Raw genomic sequence first — 22,541 nt, forward strand, 5'->3', positions numbered from 1 at the left:
CAATGACGGTCAGGGTTTTTGCCGGGAGTAACGCTGCCCCTGCTCCACCGTCCAGCCGATCACCTGGCTCGTCAGCCTGTCGCTGGCCTGGCCGAAGCCGGCCACCACCGCCGGGATTTTCGAGTCGCCCAGGGGCTGACGAACTTCAAACCGGCGGCTGGCGATGATGCGTTGATCCGCGTCGCGCACCAGTCGCGCATCCAGGCGAACCACCACTTCCACGGCGCTGCCCCGATATTCGGTCTGGAACGCCTGCAATTGCCCGCCTAACTCAAAATCAGCCTGCAGATTACTGTCGTCGGTGCTGAGCAACGACACCTGTCCTTCACGCTGAAAACCATCGAACAGATGGTTGCGCAGCAGGGTCGGCGCCGGGTCGCTCCAGCGCGAAGCCTTGTAGCTGCTGATCAGATCGCCTTGCGGAACGACGGCGATGTTCGGGCTGTTCAAGGCTTCGCTTGCCTGCGGTTTGGCCAGGCGCAATGACCAGGGCAACCCAGTGTGTTGAGAGGCCGGCAGGCTGTTCTGCGCCGAGGGCAGCCGATAAACATCAGCAGGCTCGACCTTGGGCAGGATCGAGCAGGCGTTGATCAGGGCAAAGCCGGCAATCAGTGCAAGCGGGCCGAATACGTTGCGGGCAACCTTCATGGGGTGAACTCCTTGTGCTTGTCGCTGCCCAGCAGGTAACCGCTGGGGTTGGCTTCCAGGCGACGGGAGATGGTCCGTAACGAACTCAGGGTGTCGCGCAGTTCACGCATGGCCGGGGCCAGTCCGTTGAGGCCCTGCATGCCACTGTTCAGCGAGTCCTGATTGTCCGTGAGTAATTTGTTGATGGTCGCGCTGCTCTGCTCAAGCGACTGCATGGCCTGTTCGGCACTGCCGAACATCTGCTTGCCCTGATCGTTGAGCAAACCGTTGGCGTTGCGCATCAGCGCGGACGTCTGTTCCAGGGTGGCACTCGCCTGTTTGCCGACCGATGCCAGCTGCTGCATGGCCTGACGGATGTCGCCGCGCTGATCGGCAATGACCCCGGTGGTCTGCTCCAGGTGTTCGAGGGTGCTGCTGATGCGCTCGACGTTTTGTGGTGAGAACATCTGGTTGGCGTTGTGCAGCAGCTCATTGATGCTGGTCATCAGGTCGTCGCTGTTGTTCAACAAGCGGGCGATCGGCGATGGCGAGGCGACGATCACCGGCAGCTTGCCATCGCGCCCCCTGAGCCGGGGGCTTTGCGGTGTGCCGCCGCTGAGCTGGATGATCGAGGTGCCGGTGATCCCGGTCAGCGCCAGCTTGGCCTGGGTATCTTCCTTGATCGGGGTATCGCCGCTCAGACGGATACGCGCCAGCACCCGGCGTGGGTCTTTCGGGTCCAGGCGCAGGCTAACCACGTCGCCGACCTTGATCCCGCTGTACTGCACCGCGCTGCCTTTGGACAGGCCGCTGACCGCTTCATTGAAGACCACTTCGTAGTCCTTGAACTCAGTGTCGACGCTGGACTTGGCCAGCAACAGACCGAACAGCAAGGCGCCGACCACCACAATCACGGTGAACAGGCCGATCAATACATGATGGGCTCGGGTTTCCATGTCATACCTCGTTGAGCTGTGTAGCGGCTTGAAGCGCCGCGCGGCCGCGAGGGCCATGGAAGTATTCGTGAATCCAGGCGTCGTCGGTCTCGGCGACCTTGTCGATGACATCCGCCACCAGCACCTTCTTTTGTGCCAGCACCGCGACCCGGTCGGTAATGGTGTACAGCGTATCGAGATCGTGAGTGACCAGGAACACGCTCAGGCCGAGGGCATCGCGCAGGGTCAGGATCAATTGATCAAAGGCCGCGGCACCAATCGGATCAAGGCCGGCGGTCGGCTCATCGAGAAACAGGATGTCCGGGTCCAGCGCCAGGGCGCGGGCCAGCGCCGCGCGCTTGATCATGCCGCCGGACAGCGAGGCCGGGTATTTCTCGGCGGCCGACAGCGGCAACCCGGCCAGTGCCAGTTTCACCGCCGCCAGATGCTCGGCATCGGCGCGGCTCAAGCCGGCGTGCTCAATCAGGGGCAACGCGACGTTTTCGGTCACCGTCAGTGAGGAAAACAGCGCGCCCTTCTGGAACAGCACCCCGAAACGCCGTTCCACCAGCGATCGCTGGTGTTCCGAGAGGCTTGGCAAGTCTTGGCCAAACACCCGTACCGAGCCTTCGCTGGGCCGGCGCAAACCGATGATGCTGCGCAGCAGCACGGACTTGCCGCTGCCAGAGCCACCGACCACGGCGAGAATCTCGCCCTTGTACAAATCCAGGTCGAGGTTTTCATGCACGCTCTGGCTGCCAAAGCGATTGCACAGCCCACGGACCTCGATCACCGCCTCGGCGGGGGCACGGGATAAACGACTCACCAGCTCATCTCCATAAAGAACAACGCCGCTACCGCGTCGAGGACAATCACCACGAAAATCGACTGGACCACGCTGGAGGTGGTGTGGGCGCCTACCGATTCGGCACTGCCACTGACCTTGAAGCCTTCCAGGCAGCCGATCGCAGCGATCAGGAAGGCGAAAAACGGTGCCTTCACCATGCCCACCAGAAAGTGCTGAACGCCGATGTCCGATTGCAGCAGCGAAAGGAACATCGCCGGCGAGATATCCAGCGACAGTGCGCAGACCACCCCGCCGCCGACAATGCCCGAGAGCATCGCCAGAAAAGTCAGCATCGGCAGGGCCACCAACAACGCCAGAACCCGTGGCACCACCAGTAGTTCGACCGGATCGAGGCCGAGTGTGCGAATGGCGTCGATTTCTTCGTTGGCCTTCATCGAGCCGATTTGCGCGGTGAAGGCGCTGGCGGTACGGCCGGCCATCAGGATCGCGGTCAGCAGCACGCCGAATTCGCGCAGGAAGGAGAATGCGACCAGGTCCACGGTAAAGATGCTCGCGCCAAAACTGGCCAGTACCGTGGCGCCGAGAAAGGCCACCACCGCCCCCACCAGAAAGGTCAGCAAGGCCACGATGGGAGCGGCGTCCAGCCCGGTTTGCTCGATGTGCGCGACCATCGAAGTGATGCGCCAGCGTTTGGGGCGCAGCAGCCCGCGCACCAGGGTTTCGAGGATCAGCCCGATAAAGCCCAGCAGTTGCAGAGTGTCCTGCCAGATAGCGTCGACGGCGCGGCCGATCCGGGTCAGCAGTAGAATGCCGACATTCACCTCGGGTTCTTTGACCGGCACGCAGAAGTCGGCAAGCGAGCAGTAAACGGTTTGCAGCAGCGCGCGATCGGCAGCGGACAGGCTGCAATCGGGGTGTTCGGCGGACTTGCCCAGGCGTTCGGCGCCCAACAGCTCCACCAGCACCGATGCGCCGGCGGTGTCGAGCGCGCCGAGGCTATTGAGGTCGATATGGGTGGTGTCGTCGTACTGGCCGTGAAGTGCTTCGCTCAGGCGCTTGAGATCAGCGTAGTGGGCCAGCGTCCAGTCACCCGTGACCCGCAACTGCGCAGGGGTGCTCGAGGTATCCAGCCGGGCGTTGCCGGCCATTGTCCTGCTGGTCATAAGCTCCTTGCTCTGGCTGTTACACGGTCCTACGTAATACCACGGTAGCGGTTACTTTACCTTGCTCGACACCTTGGTGTTTTGACCTGCGTCGGTCACCTTGAAGCGCAATACACCGATCACCTGGCCGTCTTCGGTCAGCACCCGAACCTGCCAGTTGCCGACCGGATTGTCCGGGAACACCTGTTTGTGGGTCCAGGCCCGATAGCCTTCCTTGCGCCCGCCGTGAATATCCAGGGCAATGCGGTCGACCTCTTTGCCGTTGAATTTCCACACGTGATAGATCCGCTCATTCAGCCCACGGGGTGCGTTGATCGCGGTGAAGGCATACAAACCGCTACTGCGGACCTGGCTGGCGTTGACTTCTTCCAGGCTCTCGCCGGGGGTTCTGTCCTGCAATTGAGTGGTGATTGCCACCTCGGTCATCCACAGGGTCGCCGGTGGCACCCAGGAGCGCAGCAACCAGCCAGCGCCGCCGACCGCCAGGGTCACGGCCAGCAACGCCACTCCACTACGCCAGTTGCGGATCGGAAAGCTCGACGCCAGGCTCGGGAACGACAGCAGCATGGCGATGCCCAGTGCCAGCTTGAAGCTTTGCGCGGTGGTCAGGTGCAGGATGATCGGCAGCGCGGCCAGCAAGGCGGCAAACAAGGTCAGCGTATGCAACGCCAGAAACAGCCAGCGGCGTGGCGCCAGCCATTTGTAATACAACGGATCGATGATCGAAATCAGTGCCGCGGCGCCGAGCATCCCGGTGAAGAACAATTGCCCGCTGTTCCAGGTGGTGGTGACGAGGTAGAACGGCAGGACGAAGAACAGGCTTTCCTGGTGAATCATCTGCGTCGCATAACGCAGCAACGTTTGGGGAATCTCGCGCTTGAAGACCTTGGTGAAGAGTTTGGTCAGGCTGTGTTCCAGCATCAGCCAGATCCAGCTCACCAGCATGATGGCGGTGATCCAGGTCGCCAGACCTTGCTGGCGATCCACCAGCATGAAGCTGCCCACTCCGGAGACAAAACCACCGAGCGCAATCACCCCTGGATAGCGCTTCATCAGTTCCATGATGCGCTGTATGTGAGGAGTCCAGTTCGGCATTCGGTTATTCGCAGTCTTAGTAGGAAAAATCTCCGACACAATACCGGTGGCGTGCCCCTGTGGCGAGGGAGCAAGCTCCCTCGCCACAGGGTTAGTGTTTTTTGCGATGAATTCGCCAACCCAGTAACGCCAATGCAAGCAATCCCAGCAAGCCGCCGATCAGCCAACTCAGCTGATCGTAAGTGAGCAAGGGCTTCTCGATCCGCAGGTAGCCGGGCTGGTCGAGCAACTGGCGCATGGCCTGGTTCGCTTGCTTGAGACTGACCGCTTGCAGGCGCTTGGCCGGATCGGCAAAACGTCCATTGTCATAATCGCCGAGGGCGCTCCAGTAGTAATCCGCCGACGCGCTATTACCTTGCACGGCCCATGCCTGACGGGCGACAGCGGCCTGTTGCAGGCGGGTAAAGGTCGCGGGATCGAGTCCGTCCTTGAGCAGCCTGGCCTTCATCTCATCGAGCACCTGCTCGGCCTGCGGCAGATCATCACGCTCAAGGTCAGCGTTCAGGCTGAGAAAACCGACGCCGCCAAACACCTGGCGCTCGCTCCAGGGGCCGTAGGACAGCCCATGGGCAAGGCGCAATTGGCGATACAGCGCCCAGTCCAGATAGTCCTTGAGCAAGTCGAAGGTTTCGTCGTGCTGCTTATCCATGACCGGCTCGGGAAACAGCCAGTGCAGCTTGGCACCCTCACCGAGCCAGCCGTGGATCAGGTTGCGTTTGAGTTCAGCGCGGGTCTTGATTTCCGGCAGTGGCGGATGCTTGCTGGGCTCCACCGGTTCCAGCTGACCATAGGTGCGCTCCAGATACGCGGGCAACAGGCGCTCGAGGTCGCCGACAATGACCAGCGTCATGTTGTTGGGTGCGTACCAGTCTTTGCGTACCTGCTCCAGTTGGTCTTGGGTCAAGCGGTCGACCTCGGCCCGTTCGGGGCATTTCAGACCGAGTTCCACCGCCAGCTGATTGCTGGCCTTATGGCCGAGGTCCTGACTATCCAGCCAACGCTGCAAGTGGGTGTAGTGACCGCCGTCCTCGCGCTGGACCACTTGCTTGGCGGCATGGATAGCGGCTTCGTCGATCCGGGTGTGGGTCAGCAGCGCGAGCAATAGATCGAGGACTTTGCGCTGGTTCTTTGCCGGAGCTTCGATGACGAACGTAGTGTCGGCGTTACTGGTGAACGCATTCCACTCGCCACCCAGTGCCTGCATGCGTTCTTCCAGCCCGCCTTCGCCGCTGGCGTCGGTGCCGCTGAATAGCAGATGTTCGAGCAGGTGCGGCAGTTCCTTGTCGGCGCAGCTGAAATCATCCAGACCGACCCCGACCACCAGACGGATCGACACATGGCCGCGTTCACCGCCGGGTTTGAGCAGCACCTGAAGACCGTTGGGCAGCATGTAGCCTTCAACCTGGAAGCGATCCAGGGCAAACGAAGGGGTTGAGCCGAGCAACAGCAAAGCCAACAGCAGACAACGCATAAAGAGCTTCCAGGCGGAGAATTAAAGATCCATGTCGTCAGCCAGGCCGCGAATGATATTCAGCCGGGATCAATGCTTACTGACTGGCGCCAACGCCAGACGTTCAAGGCGAATGGGTGATGTCCGCCATATCGTCCAGCACCAGTGCCCCGGTGTCGGAGGTTTCCAACACTACGTAAGCACTGCTGCAGAACAGTGAATTCAAGCGCTTCATATCGGCAATCAACTCCAGATGCAGGGAACTGGTCTCGATACTTTGCACGATCTTGCGTTGCAGGCGGCTGACATGGGCATGGGCCAGGCGCCGTTCCTGAGCGCGGAAGCGGCGTTTTTCCCGCAGCAATTGCCGGGCGCTTTCCTTGTCGGCGCTGAGGAATACCGACAGGCCCAGGCGCAAGTTGACGATCAGTTGGCTGTGCAAGTCCGCCAGTTCCTCCAGGCCGACGTCGGAGAAGGAGCGACGCTGAGAGGTTTTCTGCTGCTGAACCTTGCGCAACATGCGTTCGATCAGGTCGCTGGCGAGTTTGAGGTTGATTGCCAGCTCGATGATTTCCGCCCAGCGCCGGCTGTCCTGCTCGCTCAGGTCCTCGCGGGGCATCTGCGCCAGATAGAGCTTGATCGCACTGTAGAGCGCCTCGACATCGTCACTCAAGCGCCGCACCTCCTGGGTGACGGCGGTTTGTTTGCCTCGCAGTACATCGAGCATCGCTTCGAGCATATTGTCGATCAGGTCGCCAATGCGCAGGGTTTCCCGCACCGCGTTGGCCAGCGCCAGGCTTGGGGTCACCAGTGCGGTCAGGTCCAGATGGCGCGGCCGAGCCAGGCCGTTGGTCTCCGGGCGCTCCGGCAGCAGCCAGGCGCAGAGCCGCGCCATCGGCCCGACGCTGGGCAGCAGCAACAGGCAACGGACGGTGTTGTAGAGCAGATGAAAACCGATCACCAGGCCTTGCGGACCGTAGTCGAGGGTGTCCATCCAATGCACCAGTGGATCGAGCACCGGGATGATCAGTAACAGGCCGATCAGTTTGTACAGCAGGCTACCCAGCGCCACTTGCCGGCCGGCGGCGTTCTGCATGCTGGTGCTGAGGAAGGCCAATACCCCGCTGCCAATGTTGGCCCCGATCACCAGGCCGATGGCCACCGGCAGGCTGATGACCCCGGCGCTGGCCAGCGTCGCCGTGAGCAGGACGGCTGCCAGGCTGGAATAGGAAATCATCGCGAACAGCGCGCCGACCAGGGCATCGAGCAGGATATCCCCGGTCAGGGAAGCAAATACCACCTTCACGCCTTGCGCCTGGGTGATCGGTGCCGCGGCTTCGACGATGAGCTGCAGGGCGAGGATGATCAGCCCCAGACCGATGCCGACTCGACCTAATTGCCCGGCACGGGTCTGCTTGCGCGAAAGAAAGAAAATCACCCCGAGGAAAATCAACAGCGGCGATAGCCAGGACAGGTCGAGGGTCAGTACCCGGGCCATCAGCGCGGTACCGACGTCGGCGCCGAGCATGGTTGCCAGGGCTGGCGTCAGCGCCATCAAGCCCTGGCCAACGAACGAGGTGACCAGCATCGCGGTGGCGTTGCTGCTCTGGACCATGGCGGTCACCAGAATCCCGGCGATAAACGCCAGCGGGCGCTTGGACATGTTCTGGCCAATCAAGTGGCGCAGATTCGAGCCGTAGACCCGCAAGATGCCGGTTCGGACGATGTGCGTGCCCCAAATCAACAAGGCCACGGCAGAGAGCAGATTGAGCAGGGTCAGCATACAGGGCCCCCTGGGATGAAAAGCGCCCCATAGGGGCAAGCGACGCTCTAAGTTCTGTACTTAAGCTTTAGTTGGCTAACGGTCTGGGCGCCAGCATCGCATAGCTAAAGCGTCGATTGAAACAAAACCGTCATGAAATCAGCTTCTCTTGCGACCTTCTTTCGCGACACTGCAGACGTGAAAAAGGGGCTCGAAAGCCCCTTCTTCATCAGCGTCGCCTCGGATTATTGATTCGGGACGTCTTTACGCAGTTTCACTGGATCTGGTTGCTTGCGCTTTTTCGCCATCGCGGTGCGCAGCTTGATGTTGATCGCTTCCACTCCCAGCGAGAATGCCATGGCGAAGTAGACGTAGCCTTTTGGCAGATGCACTTCGAAGGCTTCGGCGATCAATACGGTACCGACCAGCAACAGGAACGCCAGCGCGAGCATTTTCAGTGACGGGTGCTTGTCGATGAAATCGCTGATGGTGCCTGCAGCCATCATCATCACCAGCACCGCGACAACGATCGCCGCGACCATGACCGGCACATGGGACACCATGCCGACCGCGGTGATCACCGAGTCCAGGGAGAAGACGATGTCGATGATCGCGATCTGGATGATGGTGTAAAGGAAGTTACCGCCCTTGCCCGTCGGCTCGTCGAGGGTTTCATCTTCGCCTTCGAGCGCGTGATACATCTCTTGCGAGCTTTTCCAGAGCAGGAACAGGCCGCCGAAGAACAGGATCAGGTCACGTCCGGAAATACCCTGGCCGGCGACCGTGAACAGATCGGCGGTCAGACGCATGACCCAGGTGATCGACAGCAACAACAGGATCCGGGTGATCATCGCCAGCGCCAGGCCGAAGATCCGCGTGCGGGCCTGCATATGCTTGGGCATACGACTGACCAGGATCGAGATCATGATGATGTTGTCGATGCCCAGGACGATCTCCAGGGCAGTCAGCGTAAAGAAGGCAACCCAGATTTCCGGGTTGGTCAGCCATTCCATGTGTATTCCTTTGAGCGAGTGTTGAACCGCACCGGGTCAGACTTCAAAGTCGAAGTTTAGACCCGTCGTGGTGAGACTTGAGCTTATAGAGTGCTGAATAGCGGAAAAATCCCCAACAGCAAAGCGGCGAACATTATGCACAGGCAAACCAGTACTGCCCACTTCAAGGTGAAACGCTGGTGATCACCGAAGTCGATCCCGGCCAGTGCCACCAGCAAATAGGTCGACGGCACCAGTGGGCTCAGCAAGTGGACGGGCTGACCGACGATCGAGGCACGGGCCATTTCCACGGCGGTGATGCCGTAGTGGCTGGCGGCTTCGGCGAGAACCGGTAACACGCCGTAATAAAAAGCATCGTTGGACATGAAAAAGGTGAACGGCATGCTCACCAGTGCCGTGATCACCGCCAGGTACGGGCCGAGCGCATCCGGAATCACCGCCAGCAGGCTTTTCGACATCGCATCGACCATGCCGGTTCCGGACAGGATACCGGTGAAGATACCGGCGGCGAAAATCAGCCCGACCACCGCCAGCACGCTGCCGGCGTGGGCCGCAACCCGATCTTTCTGCTGTTGCAGGCAGGGGTAGTTGACGATCATGGCGATACTGAAGGCCACCATGAACAATACGGGCAGTGGCAACAGGCCCGCGACCAGGGTGCCCATCAGCGCCAGGGTCAGACCGCCGTTGAACCAGATCAGCTTCGGACGACGGGCATCCGGGAACTGCGAAACGCTGATTTCGCTGTGGTCGATTTCGTCGCCTGTCAGGTGCAACTCACCCAGGCGAGCGCGTTCGCGCTTACCGTACATATAAGCAATCGCCAGGATCGCTGCCACACCGGCAAGCATGGCCGGGATCATCGGCACAAAAATATCCGACGGGTCGATATGCAGGGCACTGGCTGCACGAGCGGTCGGGCCGCCCCAGGGGGTCATGTTCATCACGCCACCGGCGAGGATGATCAAGCCGGCCATGATCCGCGGGCTCATGCCGATACGGCTGTAGAGCGGCAGCATGGCGGCCACGCAGATCATGTAGGTGGTGGCGCCGTCACCGTCCATGGACACAATCAGCGCCAGCACCGCGGTACCGACCGAGATCTTCAGCGGGTCGCCCTTGACCAGTTTGAGGATCTTGCGCACCGCCGGGTCGAACAGCCCGGAGTCGATCATCAAGGCGAAATAGAGAATGGCGAACATCAGCATCACCCCGGTCGGGGCAAGCTTGGTGATGCCCTCGAGCATCATCGGGCCGATTTTCGGCGCGAAACCACCGAACAAGGCAAACAGGATCGGAATGATGATCAAGGCGATCAGCGCGGACAGGCGCTTGGTCATGATCAGGAACATGAACGTGAGGACCATGGCAAAGCCAAGGAAAGTCAGCATAGGAATACTCCAGACGTAGCGCGGCTAGGGAATGGCGAACCGGACAGGTCAGCGCAGAACGGCAAGCACGAGGCGTATGGGGGGAGTCGAGGCGGACAGGCGGATAGCAGCAAACATCAGAATCACCATTGTTGTTGTTAATCGGGCCACAAGAGGTCGGAACACTTGCTTTGGCCAACCGGTCTATTGCCGGGAGTGAGGGCGATCCTAATCGCGCAAGCTTTCAGCCAGCTTTCGCTGACGAAACGTCTGACGAGTTGCTGGTCGTAGGGATTGTGGAATTACAGTGTGGGAAAATGCCGGGTAAGGATCAGATTCAAGACCCCCCAATCATTCGAGGAGGCATCGATATGACCGAACTCCATACCGGCGGCTGCCATTGCGGCGGCCTGCGTTACAGGTTCAGCGGGCCTCTGCGCGATATTGCCCACTGCCATTGTTCAATTTGTCGAAAAGTCAGCGGCGGGCTGGTCACGACCTGGATCACCCTGCCCCGTAGCGCCTTCCAGTGGCTGGCCGGCACTCCTGGGCAGTACGAATCTTCACCAGGTTGTGTGCGATATTTCTGTCAGAGCTGCGGTGCTCAACTGGCTCTGGTTACCCAGCTGAGCCCGGATAGCATCGATGTGACCATCGCGACCCCTCGACCATCCAGAGCTGGCACCCGCTGATCGGCATATCTGGACCGACAGCCGGCTGCCATGGGTGCATCTGGATGAGCATTTACCGGGTGAGGCACAAGAGCTCATTTAGACGGTTGGCATCCCGCCGAGAACAGCGCGATGGCGCCATTGCTGAGCGGCTGCGATTCAGTCCAGATAAGCCAACTGGTAGGTGTCGGTATCGATCATCACCAGTTGCACATCGTTGCTGCGGGTGTTGACCGTTTTGCCGTTGAGCAGCACGGAGGTTTCGACGCGGTAGACGCCCTGTGGCACCTGTTTGTCGAGGTTCACGGTAAAGGTGTTTTCGTAGCCACCGCTGCCAGGTTTTTGGTTGGCGACTTTGGTGCCTTCTTTGAGCGGCGTGGTTGCACCGGGCTCGAAGAGACGGACGTGTTCCTTGATTTCGTTCACCGATTGGCTGCTGCCATCAATGACGACGATATTCGAGACGATCTGCATCGGTTCGCCCCGCTTGATGGTCGACCCGGGTTTGATGCTGGTCTGGTAACTCACCACTTGTGGTTCGCTGGTGATTTTCTTGCCGCCGGTCTTGTACTGCTCCTCGACTTGCTCGCTGGTTTGGGTTTGTACGGTTTTGGAATTAATCACGAAACAGACGGCAATACCGGCGGTGGTGCCTATCAGAGCACCTGCGCCGCGATCCTTGGAGCCGCTGACAGCGGCCCCGGCGGCAGCTCCGGCAGCGATGGCCAGGCCGCATTTCATCCAGTCACTGCCACTCCACGAAGTGGGGTTGTAGCTGCCGGAGTCGATATTGGCGCAGCTCTGCAAACCAAACAGGGATACCACGCTCAGCACGAGAAGACGCTTGTTTGAAGGGCGACGGATAGCAGTCATCGAGTAACTTCCTGGTTGTCGAAGATGGGCGAAAGGTCAGGCAGGTTCATCATTCGATGGTGGTCCGGTTCAATGCCTGGGTCCGCAGTTGTTCGGCCTGACGGATGATGATCCGGGCCTGACGGTTGCCCGGGTCCATGGTCAACACGACGTTGGCGACGGCAATGGCAGACTGGTAGTCCTGGCGAGCCAGGGCGCTGCGAGCCTGGGACAGCGACTGGCCGACGACGCCAGGATTGGCGCCGGAAATGCCTTGGATTGGCCGCGCCGGGGGGGACGGACGAGGCGTCGGAGTCCGAATCTCCGGCTGCTGCTGCTGTTGTTGCTGCTGTTGTTGGGCGCGCAGTTGTTCTTGAAGCTGCATGCGCTGATCCAGATCCCGCTGCTCTTTCTCTCGGGCGGCTTGATCGCGGGCTGCCTGTTCCTGTGCGGCTTTCTCGGGCTGGGCCTTTTTGTTGGCCGCCTGGCGTGCAGCGGCGGCTTTTTGTGCCTCTTCATTTTGTTGTTGGCGTTCAAGGCCGGCTTGCGCCCGTTGCAGCAAGCTGACGGCGCGCGGCTCTTTGCTGTCCTTTTGCAAGGCCAGTTCGGCATTTTCCAGTGCGCAGTCGAATCGATTGTTCTTCAGGCAGTTTTGTCCGGCCAGCAGGTTCTGCTCGAACTGTTCCCGGGTATGACGCGAACCCAATTGGTACAGCCCATAGCTGACCACCACCGCGAGCACCACCAGGCCCATGAGGATTTTTTTCAGGGTGCCTTTGGGTTTGGGCGACTCGACCACAGGTGAAGGCACTGGCTTGGCGGGCGGTTCTAGCGGCTCAACCTCTATGAGATCGAAGTTCACCACCGCTGCGGTTTTCTTGGCAGCAACTGGCGCAGCCACTTTTGCTGCCGGGGCGGCAGGTTTCAGGTCGATCGTTGGTGCGATGACAGCCTTGGCCGCCAGCGCCGCAACCTGTGCCAGGCGACTGCCGCAGAATGGGCAATGTTTCACCGGGCCGTAGAGGGCCTTGCCACAAGCGCTGTTGACGCAGGAAGCGGGGAACTCTACGGATTTTACTGACACGGACATAGGGCTCTCGTCTTGATTCAGATGGCAGGCGGCGGCGCAACGCCAGCCGCGGCCGGCGGCCCGCCCGCGCTTGGCACGAACAGATGGGCAAGTTCAAGAATCTGCCCGGCACTCAGCCACGCAGCCATCCCGTCACGCCACAACTGGCTATCGCGGGTGATCTGGCCTGTCTGCACGTATTGCTGCAATTGCGCGACGGTGTAAGGCCCGTAATTGGTCCCGCTGACGCTCAGGTGATAGCTCAATAGCGGCACGTTGGGCGGTGGCGGTGCGATGCCAGGTCCGCCGGGAGGTGGCGGCACGGCCAGGCCTGGCGCGGCAGGCGCGTGAACCGGCGCTGCGGCGGCAGGCTTGAACAGGTTCTCCAGCCAGCCTTCGGTGAAGAATTCTTTGCGCAACGCCAGTTTTTCGCTGTGCTCGGTATGCACTTCGTCGTTGTAGACGTCGGCCTTTGAACCGTTGATCGGCTCGGCGAACTGCAACAGCAGGCTGCGGGCCTGTTCGATCAACTGCCCGGCGCTGTCCGGCGCCAAACGGTTGAGTCGCAGTTCGTATTCGTTTTTCAGAAGTTCGGCGATTTTGTACGGGAACGTCTGGTACAGCGACGACACACCGATTTCATCGATGCGCTTCTGCGGCTTGTAGGCGCTACGCCGGTAGTCGTCGAACAACGCCAGCAACGCCGCCAGTTGCACTGGGCTGCGCAGGGCGTCCAGGCGCTTGCGCAACTGGTCTTCGATGTCCTTGCGCTGGCCCAGGTTCAGTCCATTCTGGCGGATGGCGAATTCGTCACCTACGGTGAAGTAGTCTTGGTCGATCACAAACTCGTAACGGTCATCCTTGGCGCGCCGCAGAATACCCAGGCCAACGCCGTGCATATAGAGTTTGAAGTCCTCGGCGAACTGGCGGTATTGCTCCTGGGTGAATTGGATCGGCTGAACGAACTGGCTGATACGTTTGTGTCCGTGCAGCGGAATGGTTGCGCTTTCCTTGCGGTAGCTGGCCAGGTAGGTCGGCAGTGGCGTCAACGCCGGCAGCGGGTAGCCGCTCAGCTCGGTGAAACAGATCAGTTTGCCCTGAGTGCCGGACTCGACGAACTGGATTTGCCCGGCGGTCATTCCGGTGCCTTGGGGTAGGCACTGGCCGAGCATCGCCCCGTAAGTGCGTTTGAATTCGTTGGCGTCGTGCACACCGATCAGGCAGGTGTAGCGATCCTTGCTGATCCCGAAACCGCCATTGAGGTTCAGCGGGGTCCAGGGCATGGCTCGTTGCAGTAGCAGGCGGAATTTTTCCCGTTGCTCGTCCGGGGTCAATGCCGCCAGGGCGCTGAGCAGCGGGTCGGTGCCGATCTGGTTCGGCGGCAGTTGCTGGACAGCCTTGTTGCGCAGCTTGCCCAGCAGTTCTTCCTGGCCTTCTTCGGTTTGCAGCTTACCGAACAGTACTTTGGAGCCGCCGAAGTCCTTGAAGGCGTCCTTGGCCCATTCGCGCACTTCAGGACCGTCCACGGGCTGTTCTTCGCCGCCCTGGACCAGTTTCAGCGGGATCAGGGTGGCGTGTTTTTCCTTGATACTCGCGTCGATCTTGCTGATATCGGTGTCGATTCGGCGCAATAGTCGATCAACTGCATTGCGACCATCCTGCAGGCGACCGACAAAGCCGTTCCATACCGCACGCCCGTTCTGATCCACCGACTCCTTGCGGCCCAGCCATTCGGAAACCTCACGGAGCAATTGCGCCGCTTCACGGGCAGCGATGTGGCGCACATAAAACAGCAGGCCTTCGCGCAGGGTATCCTTGACTTGGGTGAGGACCGTCTCGGCTTGTTTTTCCTTGCCGCTCAGGCGCGCCAGCAGACCTTTGCCGGTGGTTTCCTTGAGGCGTTCGAATTCGCGGCTCAGCTCCGAGGATTCAAGCTTCTCGGCCAGCTCCTTGAAACGCGCGGCGTTCTTCTCCAGCGCCGGAATGATGCCACTGCCTTCGTTCTCCAGGCGGTCCTTGAGCATTTCCACCAGTGCCAGGGTGTAATCCAGGCCACCGCGCTCGTCGTCGTCCAGGCGACGGAAGAGCTTTTCCGGCAAGGCATCTTCGCGCACCAGCTCGGCCAAGCGCTTCTGACGATTTTCCTTGATCCGTACTTCGTGGTTGCGCTCGGCGCTGTCGATGGAACTGCCCTTGGTGTCGCGGTCCAGCTGTTGCTGGATCTCGCGCACGTGGGTCAGCCACTGATCCTTGTCGGCGCCACCGTTTTGCAGGCGCTCGAACAGGGTTTCGACCTTCTGTTCGATCTGCGCGGTGATGCTGTTGTCACCCTCGATCTGTAGCAGGTCGTCGGCGATCTGGTAATGGGTGAACTCGCCGGTGGCCAGGGTCAGCTCGACCCGGGAGAGGAACTCCGGCAGCTCGGTAAAGGTGCGCGGGGTAACGTTCAGTTGCTCTTTGAGGAATTCGTCGCGTTCTTTGTCTGTCGGGCGATTGCCGTTGACGGTAGCGTTGGCCACGCCGAAGAACGCCTTGAGCATCTGCTGCACCTGGCGATTGAGGCGCACGTTCTGCCGCGCATCGATCTGGGTATCGAGCACTGCCTGGCCCAGGGATGAGTAGGAGCACGGGAAGCGCAGCTCAGTGTCGTCCCCGTAATCCTGCGGCAAACGCACCGTGTAGGAGCGGATCTTGTGCTGGTTCTGGTTGACGGCGATGGAGCGCTTCTTGTTGGCGAAGTCCTGGGAGGTGAAGTCGGTGAACAGCACGTCCGACAGCATCTCGTAGATGTCTTCCTGGTCGCTGGTCTTGGCTTGGGCGACGTTGCTATTGTCGATGATGTAGACGTCGTCGTACGGCCGGCTGTCGATGAACAGGTTGTCGGTGGCGTCCCAGTGTTTGACCAGAGGGTTACCGCGCATGCAGGTTTCCAGCTCCATCAGCGCCGCGTAGCCGTTGGCTTGTACGCGTTCGGTGTTGTAGGCATGAAAACCGCCCGGCAATACGAAAAACAGATCGACCTTACCGGCGATGTTGTTTTCCTTGAGGATGGCCTTGGCCAGGTAGCCCATGTCGAGGAACGAGCCCGAGCCGGTGCCGCCAGCCGCAGAACCGGTGATAACGACGCGGATCTTTCCCGGGTCGATTTCCAGGCCGAGCTTTTTCAGCTTGTCGGCATGGGCGCCGATGTTGCTCAGTAAACGACCGACCTTGTCCCGCAGCTTGTCGCGGATGACCGGGTATTTGTCGAAGAAGTACAGCCGTGACAACGCACGGATCTGCCCGGCACCTTTGGAGGGGTCGATACCCAGGGCCTTGATTTTCTCAGGCGTGAGCGGGAACCACTCGGCCACTTCCCGGTGACGATTGAGCTCGTCCAGGGAGTGGGTGTACTTGCTCAGATTGAGCGGTTCGATGATTTTTTCTTCGGAGGTGAAGGCCACCTGCTCGGCCAGCACGTCGGTTTTGACCGACTTGCCATCCTGAGTCACCTCACCGGAATCCAGGTCGAAGTTGACGAACTGCACCAGCGGAAAATCAGCAATCTGCTGAACCTGATTGTTGCCGCCCCAGATAGCGTTGAGGATGCGCCGGCGCAGGCGAATGTTGACCTTCATGCCGGTACCGCCAAGGGCGATAAACAAGGTGGGATGAATTTTCTCGCTGACCGGGTTGAGTGTTGCCGGGCCGGTAGGTTGTGCACTCTCGTTCATCTGAAACTCCATGAGCCCACGTTGGGCTGGCCGAACGTTCTCGGCGTAGTAATCCAATGATCAGGTGTTGCCCGCCGTCGATGAGCAAGGCTCATCGGGGCCTGGGCAGTATCGAGGTGACTTAGCGCTTGGCCGAGAACGTCATCAGCCAGGCGATCAACGAGATCATTGCCACCCCGCCCAACGGTGCCAGGTACAAAGGCACGAGGAACTGGCCGGAGTTGACCACGGCCAGGACCGCCATGGCCGAAACCATCAGTAGACCCAGGAACAGGAACCAGCCCGAGGCGTTGGCTCGGCTGGGTGCAACGCGCTCGCGAACACGCCAGTTGGCGTAGGCGTTCTTGATCACGAAGAAGAGGATGGCCAGTACCACCAGCACGGCCACGCCGATCAGTGCGTCACGGCTGTCGACTTTTTTCGGGCCAAGGTCCAGGCCACCCGGGGTCGGTGCGCTCAGGGTCGTAGTGGTGATGACGGTCGGGGCTTCGCTTTCAATGGGGGCTGGCAATGTGCTGGTCTGGGCCATCGATGAACTTCCTTGCGATTCTGGTGAGGGTTACTTGAGACGTACGGCGATGTCGGGTGCCAGGTTTTCCAGCTTGGCCCCGAACAGGCCCCGCTTGAGTGTCGCAACCTTGTTCTGCTGCGCGTCGTAGACGCTGGCACTGCTGAACGGCTTGAGCGGGTAGTTCTGGGCGATGCCTTCGACCATAACGGTAATCGGCTTCTTGCCGCCGATCATGCTCTTGCCCACCAGTGCGGCGGCCAACAGCAACACGAACAGTCCGAACAGCACCAGTACGGGCCCCAGGGGGTAGCTGATGTGCAACTCCACTGGCAAGCGGGTGGCTGAGGTGCTGGCTTCACTGGACGGCAGGAACACGTCGGGCAAGGCATCACCGGGGAACAGTTCGTTCATCCGGGCGATGAATTGTTGGGAGATTCGCAGCTGTTGTTCGCTGAGCCGCACTTCGATAGCACCGGCACGCTGATAACCGCTGGAGAAGATGACTTCGCTGGACCACTGGGACGGCAGCGCTGGCAATTGCATGCTGATGGCCAGTTCTGGCGAGCGTGCGCCCGGCTCCAGATCGGTCAGGCGCTCCAGCGAGATGCTCGACTGCAAGGCTTCGCCTGGCATGTCCAGGCGCATGTCGATCCTGGCGTCGTGAATTTGATACGGGTTGAACTGATTTTCAAATTGACCCAGCAACACGGCGGTCTTGGGCGACCCGTCCACATTGATGTTGAGGATGAGCGTCTGCTTGTCGGCGGCCAGTTCGGCGCTGACGTCCGGCGTGTCTTTGACGCCGGTGGGGATAAAGCGCACCGCTGCTTGAGTCAGAGGCTTGAGTCGCACCCGATCATCGTGGAGCAAGCTGGCCAGCGCCGGTTGTGCCAGCACTTGCTCAAGGGCTATGCCGGCTTTCTCACCGTAGGCCAAGGCATAGATCATCAAGCCGTTGGCCTGATAGTTGGTGCCTTTGACCGGCATTTTCTGCGGGAACGCAGCGATGCGGCTGATCACCGTCTCTTTGTGCAGCAGGTCATAGAACTCGCGGTTCTTGAGTTGGGTTTCGCTGCTGTTGTTGGGGCTGTTCTTGTTGTTGGTGATGATCCAGATAATACCTTCGCGGCCCTCCAGGCCGGTCTTGATCGCGGCCATCAGGGCTTCTTTGAAGTCGGTGTCTGCGTAGGCACCGCTGGCTTTGCGCACCAGGGTCAGGTTGTTCACGCTTTCGGCGAGCTTGGCATGGGTGCCCGGGCCGCGGTATTTCCAGTCCGGGGACGGGTGCTGTGCGTCTGCCTGGTTGAAACCGCCGACCACCACTTGCGAGCTGCCGGCGGCCGCTGCGGCCAGTTGAATGACCAGCGGTTTGAACGGTGAGGACGGATCGAGGTAGAACGGTTCCATCCAGCCGGAGTTCTGCACCAGGAACACCTGGCGTACCGGCTCGGCAGCGGCCAGGCTGCTGGCGAGGGTCAGGACTATCAGCAGGCTACGGCGAACCAGCAGGCTCAAGCGTTCCATCGAAAAAGCGCTCCGGATGAGTCGATGTACAACCACAGGGCTTGATCGAAAAAGAACCACTGGGCATTCCACGGTTTGCTGACCTTGAGCTGCAAGCCCAGGGCCGCACCACCGATCTGCTCCAGGCGAAATTCGGTATCGACCGCCTGGTCGCTGTCGAAAAAGCTCTGCATGCTGCCGGAGGTCAGGTTTACGAAGAAGGACAGCAACAGTTTGTCGGTGGTGAACTCGATGAAGGGGTACACCACTTCGCGCCGGGTCGGGTTGATGTGTTCATCGTTTTCCGCCCAGGGATGCTCCAGACGGATATTGAATTTGTAACTCAAGTGCCCGGTGCCCAGGCGCGTGCCCTTGATTGGCGTGCGCTCATCGGAGCCCAGGCGCAGGCAGCTCTGGCCTTCGTCGTCGAACAACAACTGCCACAGCCCGTAACCGTCGAGGAACGGCGGACCCAGTTCGGGTTTGGCGGTCGCACCAGTCGGCCAGTTGTGCCATTGGGCCGCAACGGACTCGCCAAGGTGCGCGCTCAGGTAACCGTTTTCGCCGATCCACAGCAGCCGCCGCGAAGAGGGTTCACGCAACGGCGCAGAAAGTCGAGTCAGCAGCGCCGGGTCGGCATTGGCCACGGCGTACTGGTCCCAGCCACCATCAGCGCGTGGGCTGGCCAGGCAGACAGTGTTGTCGTTCAGCTTGAGCGGAATGAAGACCTGTTCATCCAAGTCACCCGGCGCACCGAGGGCGTGGCCTGGACTGCGATCCAGTTGATACTTGAGCGTCAGCGGATCAATGCTGACCCGGGTTGCGCCTTCGTCACCGGCCAGAATCAGCGTCTGGTTCTGGCCGACGTTCTGCAGCGCAACGGCCCAGGCCCAGCTCTCAAGGCTGGAGCGTCCGATCGGGGTGGTCTGCGGCAGGACGCTCAACCATTTTTGCGAGCCACGTTGCCAGAGGAACAGGCCCCCTTCCCGGCTCAGCCCAAATAATGCGTCACGATGACCACCGAGCTTGCCCACAAAGAAATTCAGGCCGTTCTTGCGCGGTGCCTCGATCGCTTGCTTGCTGCTGTTGAGGTCGCGCTGGGGGCTGGCAAGCAGTTTTTGATACAGGCTCGCGAGCGTGCGCTCGGCGTTGTCCAGATCACATTCATCGTCGACCACCCGTCGACCGCTGCCGTTGCCATAGGGGGGCAGCCAGCGGCGTTCTTTCTGATAGGCAACAGGAGTCAGTGCCGTGCCGGTTTGCGGGCAGTAGACAAAGTCTGCGGGAAGGTAGCTCGGCGGATTGGACGCGGGAGACAGAGGCGCACCGACGGCGTAATCAAGATCGACCAGATCTGGATCAGGCTCCACGCCGGCGACATTCACCAGCGCAAATTGGTTATCGCTTTTCTGTGCCCAAAGTTGATTGTGGAGCGGCCACGCGTACAGGTCGCCGTCGCTGATTACATCCATATAATCCTACCGAAACCCGCAAAACAGGCGTGCAAGCCACCACCTGAAAGCTCAGGCAATCACTTCAAAAGGGGGTGAGTATTTGGACGAAGTGCAGCAGGAAAACCGCTGACAAGCGCCAAACTGCTGGCATTCTGCCAATTACACTGACTGAATAGTGGCACAGTGACGATCCTTGTCAACCTCTGACATGACACGTTCACGTAGCAGCAGGCTTCGCCAGCTGCTACGGCAACTCCAACCCACCCGCAGCCTTATGCAATGCCCGCAAATGCTCGCCGACCTGTTTGACGTTGGCCTCATTCGCCGCCATCTCCGCAGCCCGGCTCGGCTCGAGCAAGGCGCGGACTTCTTTGTCCAGATCGCCGGTGAGGGCTTGCAGCTGTTTCTGCCGCAGGTTGCTCTCCGATTCCAGCCGTTGCCACTCGCTGGCCTGCGGCAAGCCATAACCACCGCTGCCCAGCAGTTCGGCCGGGCGACTGAGGAAGCCGCTATTGGCGAGGATCTGTTGCAGGGTCTTGTTGGCCTTATCCATGCCGCCGTTTTTCAGGTCGCGCGCGCCGAGATAGCGCTGTTTGACTTCATCCTGAGCCAACAGCAATTGCCGGCGAAAACTGGCCTGCTCCAATAGCAACAATGCGGCGCTGGTGCGCAGGTCGGCCTGGCCGAACCATTGACGACGCTCTGCAGCGTCCAGCGCCAACCAGTCTTCGACGCTGGTCTGTTTGATCGGCAGATGTTTCTTCAACACCTCGAACATCGCCTGATAGCGGTCGCGGAACGAGTCGAAGCGATAGCCCAGTCGCAACGCCTCGCGCGGGTCGTCCAGCACGCTGGTGTCCGCCAGCCCGCGCGCCTTGAGCACTTCCAGCAAACCGTTGGGGATAATGCTGTCCAGGCCGATCAGCTGTGGATGGTTGCTGCCACTGCGCAACAACTTGAGGCTTTCGACGGCGCAGTTGTTGGAGATGAAATAATAGTTGCCGTCGTAGCTCCAGTGCATCTCGGCGGCGTGCTCGACCACATCTTCTATTTCGCTGCGTGACAGGGTCAGCGGCACCGAGGCCAGGCTGCGCAGCTCGGTTTTGGTGTATTCGTCGATCACTTGGGCCAGCGGCAGGACAAACAGCCGCGATGGATAAGCCCCCGTCAGGCCGTCCCAACTCGACAGCTGGACATCGCCGACAAAGGCGCGGTAGGACAGCACCAGGTGCTGGTCCAGGTCCAGTCGGCAGTCTGGCCCGCGCGGGCGGCCAGGCGCACAGATCACCAGCCGCAGCATGCTATGCCCCCAGCGGCTGACCCAGTTCTGGTTGGCTTCGGCCAATAGATAGTCGACGGCGTACACCCGTTCCGGGTCGACCTGCCCTAGCGGCTGTTTGGCAAAGTCATTGCCGGCGTTGAGGAAGGCGAATGACTTGGCGCAATTGTCCCTGGCAGCGGGTGCCCAGCCGAAATGCTCTTTGTAGTAACGGTACAGCGCGGGACGACGACAGGCGTAGCTCGGGTCAAGGAGGAAGTACTCCATGTTGACCGCGACGAACTCTTTCGGGCTGCTGGTCTCGTAGATATCCGGGCTGCGGGCGATCTGCCGGTTGTGCTGTTCGCGTTCGCCACGGCGGCCGACGTACTGCGGCCAGCCAGCCAGGTCCAGCAGGCGCGGGTCGTCACTGAGGGTAAAGCGCCGCGCTGTCTGGCCGCGGCATTGGTCCGGGATACCGATCAGCCCCGAGCTGTTGTTCTGCCGCGCGCAGCGCTGGATCAGCGTGCGTTCGGCGTTCGGCCATAAACGTGAGCGATCGTAGATGTGGGTCAGTTCGTGCAGTACCGTGGCGAGCATTTCCCGGCGCACGGTAACGTGCGGGCGATGGGTTTTTTTCTTTGCCGCAGAACCATCGGTGAGGCTGGCGAGCAGTTTGCGATTGAGGTCGAGCTCGGAGACCAGCGACGCCTGGCCGTAGGCGTTGCTCGGCATCTTGTTGGTCCAGCCGACATGGATGCGTCGGTCCAGTTGCTCGATGAAGCGCGGTGGCAGCGCTTGCATCGCCTCATCCAGCAGGACCTGGCTGGCCTGTTGCTCGGCCGGGCTCAGGCCGTCGGTCTTGAGCCGTAGTTGCAGGTCAGCCTGGGCCGCGTTGCCCAGCAGCAGTACAACCCCGGCCAGTAGCCAGGTGGCGAGCGACCTCACAGTGCGAGGATGGCTTCAGCGAGAACCTGATCACTGGCATCGCGCGCTTCGGGCACATGGCTACGCAGGGAATCAAAGGCCGCTTCCAGGTGGGCGCCGCGGATATCGCCTTCGCTGGCGACAAAACTGGCGGCGTCGTCGTGAGCTTCTCGCACGACTTTCGAGTCGCGAATGGAGGAGGTGGTGTCCGAGGTGAAATCAATCGAGCGCTCAAAGGCACGAATAATGATGTTACTGGTGGCTACCAGGGTTTGCGCCTGGGTCACATCGGCTAACAACAGCAGGCCAAGAGTGGCGACAATCAGCGGGCTACGCATGGTACGACTCCGAAAAGCAGGG

At 60.5% G+C, this 22,541-nt stretch carries 17 protein-coding genes and 1 pseudogene; 1 reads left to right on the forward strand and 17 read right to left on the reverse strand.

Going from position 1 to position 22,541, the window contains the following annotated elements:
- Positions 1-9: 9 nt before the first annotated feature.
- The 9 genes from F8N85_RS19080 to F8N85_RS19120 form a co-directional block, all read right to left on the reverse strand.
- Positions 10-648 (reverse strand): ABC-type transport auxiliary lipoprotein family protein, encoded by a 639-nt coding sequence (locus tag F8N85_RS19080; RefSeq protein ID WP_150805092.1) that lies wholly within the window; start codon positions 646-648, stop codon positions 10-12.
- Entirely contained in the window at positions 645-1,583 is a 939-nt protein-coding gene (locus F8N85_RS19085; protein WP_150805093.1) for an MlaD family protein, read from the reverse strand. The genes F8N85_RS19080 and F8N85_RS19085 overlap by 4 nt, the downstream gene beginning before the upstream one ends.
- A 1-nt stretch (position 1,584) precedes the next feature.
- Positions 1,585-2,388 carry an ABC transporter ATP-binding protein gene (locus F8N85_RS19090; RefSeq protein WP_150805094.1) on the reverse strand — a complete coding sequence of 268 codons (804 nt, stop codon included), beginning with the start codon at positions 2,386-2,388 and terminating at the stop codon, positions 1,585-1,587.
- Complete coding sequence (locus F8N85_RS19095) at positions 2,385-3,533, reverse strand: ABC transporter permease (RefSeq protein ID WP_150805095.1); 1,149 nt, start codon at positions 3,531-3,533, stop codon at positions 2,385-2,387. Before F8N85_RS19095 ends, F8N85_RS19090 begins: the two co-directional genes overlap by 4 nt.
- Before the next feature lie 51 nt (positions 3,534-3,584).
- The gene (locus tag F8N85_RS19100; protein ID WP_150805096.1) at positions 3,585-4,628 is read right to left on the reverse strand and encodes a DUF5924 family protein; all 1,044 of its coding nucleotides are present in this window, start codon (positions 4,626-4,628) and stop codon (positions 3,585-3,587) included.
- Positions 4,629-4,719: 91 nt separating this feature from the next.
- On the reverse strand, positions 4,720-6,099 hold the full coding sequence (locus F8N85_RS19105) for a M16 family metallopeptidase (RefSeq protein ID WP_150805097.1): 1,380 nt from the start codon (positions 6,097-6,099) through the stop codon (positions 4,720-4,722).
- 103 nt (positions 6,100-6,202) lie between these two features.
- Positions 6,203-7,861, reverse strand: coding sequence for a Na/Pi cotransporter family protein (locus tag F8N85_RS19110; RefSeq protein ID WP_150805098.1), 1,659 nt, complete (start codon positions 7,859-7,861; stop codon positions 6,203-6,205).
- 224 nt (positions 7,862-8,085) lie between these two features.
- Entirely contained in the window at positions 8,086-8,853 is a 768-nt protein-coding gene (locus F8N85_RS19115) for a TerC family protein (protein ID WP_150805099.1), read from the reverse strand.
- A gap of 83 nt (positions 8,854-8,936) precedes the next feature.
- The gene (locus tag F8N85_RS19120; protein WP_150805100.1) at positions 8,937-10,244 is read right to left on the reverse strand and encodes a CitMHS family transporter; all 1,308 of its coding nucleotides are present in this window, start codon (positions 10,242-10,244) and stop codon (positions 8,937-8,939) included.
- Positions 10,245-10,594: 350 nt separating this feature from the next.
- Between F8N85_RS19120 and F8N85_RS19125 the strand changes: the two are divergent.
- Positions 10,595-10,997 (forward strand): annotated as a pseudogene (locus tag F8N85_RS19125) (GFA family protein).
- Between the two features lie 56 nt (positions 10,998-11,053).
- Here the strand turns inward: F8N85_RS19125 and F8N85_RS19130 are convergent.
- The 8 genes from F8N85_RS19130 to F8N85_RS19165 all read right to left on the reverse strand — a co-directional run bounded on the left by F8N85_RS19130 (position 11,054) and on the right by F8N85_RS19165 (position 22,519).
- On the reverse strand, positions 11,054-11,767 hold the full coding sequence (locus tag F8N85_RS19130; RefSeq protein ID WP_150805101.1) for a hypothetical protein: 714 nt from the start codon (positions 11,765-11,767) through the stop codon (positions 11,054-11,056).
- Between the two features lie 49 nt (positions 11,768-11,816).
- Positions 11,817-12,836, reverse strand: a complete 1,020-nt coding sequence (locus tag F8N85_RS19135) for a hypothetical protein (RefSeq protein ID WP_150805102.1) — start codon at positions 12,834-12,836, stop codon at positions 11,817-11,819.
- 17 nt (positions 12,837-12,853) lie between these two features.
- Entirely contained in the window at positions 12,854-16,528 is a 3,675-nt protein-coding gene (locus F8N85_RS19140) for a tubulin-like doman-containing protein (protein ID WP_191636210.1), read from the reverse strand.
- 121 nt (positions 16,529-16,649) lie between these two features.
- Complete coding sequence (locus F8N85_RS19145) at positions 16,650-17,057, reverse strand: hypothetical protein (RefSeq protein ID WP_150805104.1); 408 nt, start codon at positions 17,055-17,057, stop codon at positions 16,650-16,652.
- 30 nt (positions 17,058-17,087) lie between these two features.
- Positions 17,088-18,563: a hypothetical protein gene (locus tag F8N85_RS19150; protein ID WP_150805105.1), complete on the reverse strand. Its 1,476-nt coding sequence runs from the start codon at positions 18,561-18,563 to the stop codon at positions 17,088-17,090.
- Entirely contained in the window at positions 18,551-20,014 is a 1,464-nt protein-coding gene (locus tag F8N85_RS19155; protein ID WP_150805106.1) for a hypothetical protein, read from the reverse strand. The genes F8N85_RS19150 and F8N85_RS19155 overlap by 13 nt, the downstream gene beginning before the upstream one ends.
- A gap of 226 nt (positions 20,015-20,240) precedes the next feature.
- Positions 20,241-22,202 (reverse strand): DUF4105 domain-containing protein, encoded by a 1,962-nt coding sequence (locus tag F8N85_RS19160; protein ID WP_150805107.1) that lies wholly within the window; start codon positions 22,200-22,202, stop codon positions 20,241-20,243.
- Entirely contained in the window at positions 22,199-22,519 is a 321-nt protein-coding gene (locus tag F8N85_RS19165) for a DUF2388 domain-containing protein (protein WP_150805108.1), read from the reverse strand. The genes F8N85_RS19160 and F8N85_RS19165 overlap by 4 nt, the downstream gene beginning before the upstream one ends.
- Between the last annotated feature and the right edge of the window lie 22 nt (positions 22,520-22,541).

The organism is Pseudomonas fluorescens (assembly GCF_902497875.1).
Lineage (GTDB): Bacteria > Pseudomonadota > Gammaproteobacteria > Pseudomonadales > Pseudomonadaceae > Aquipseudomonas > Aquipseudomonas fluorescens_BR.

Excerpts from the sequence above, each read along its gene's own strand:
- F8N85_RS19135 (WP_150805102.1), bottom strand. The coding sequence starts at position 12,836 with ATGTCCGTGTCAGTAAAATCCGTAGAGTTCCCCGCTTCCTGCGTCAAC.
- F8N85_RS19080 (WP_150805092.1), bottom strand. The coding sequence starts at position 648 with ATGAAGGTTGCCCGCAACGTATTCGGCCCGCTTGCACTGATTGCCGGC.
- F8N85_RS19140 (WP_191636210.1), bottom strand. The coding sequence starts at position 16,528 with ATGAACGAGAGTGCACAACCTACCGGCCCGGCAACACTCAACCCGGTC.
- F8N85_RS19145 (WP_150805104.1), bottom strand. The coding sequence starts at position 17,057 with ATGGCCCAGACCAGCACATTGCCAGCCCCCATTGAAAGCGAAGCCCCG.
- F8N85_RS19120 (WP_150805100.1), bottom strand. The coding sequence starts at position 10,244 with ATGCTGACTTTCCTTGGCTTTGCCATGGTCCTCACGTTCATGTTCCTG.
- F8N85_RS19085 (WP_150805093.1), bottom strand. The coding sequence starts at position 1,583 with ATGGAAACCCGAGCCCATCATGTATTGATCGGCCTGTTCACCGTGATT.
- F8N85_RS19100 (WP_150805096.1), bottom strand. The coding sequence starts at position 4,628 with ATGCCGAACTGGACTCCTCACATACAGCGCATCATGGAACTGATGAAG.
- F8N85_RS19115 (WP_150805099.1), bottom strand. The coding sequence starts at position 8,853 with ATGGAATGGCTGACCAACCCGGAAATCTGGGTTGCCTTCTTTACGCTG.
- F8N85_RS19165 (WP_150805108.1), bottom strand. The coding sequence starts at position 22,519 with ATGCGTAGCCCGCTGATTGTCGCCACTCTTGGCCTGCTGTTGTTAGCC.
- F8N85_RS19105 (WP_150805097.1), bottom strand. The coding sequence starts at position 6,099 with ATGCGTTGTCTGCTGTTGGCTTTGCTGTTGCTCGGCTCAACCCCTTCG.
- F8N85_RS19110 (WP_150805098.1), bottom strand. The coding sequence starts at position 7,861 with ATGCTGACCCTGCTCAATCTGCTCTCTGCCGTGGCCTTGTTGATTTGG.
- F8N85_RS19155 (WP_150805106.1), bottom strand. The coding sequence starts at position 20,014 with ATGGATGTAATCAGCGACGGCGACCTGTACGCGTGGCCGCTCCACAAT.
- F8N85_RS19130 (WP_150805101.1), bottom strand. The coding sequence starts at position 11,767 with ATGACTGCTATCCGTCGCCCTTCAAACAAGCGTCTTCTCGTGCTGAGC.
- F8N85_RS19150 (WP_150805105.1), bottom strand. The coding sequence starts at position 18,563 with ATGGAACGCTTGAGCCTGCTGGTTCGCCGTAGCCTGCTGATAGTCCTG.
- F8N85_RS19095 (WP_150805095.1), bottom strand. The coding sequence starts at position 3,533 with ATGACCAGCAGGACAATGGCCGGCAACGCCCGGCTGGATACCTCGAGC.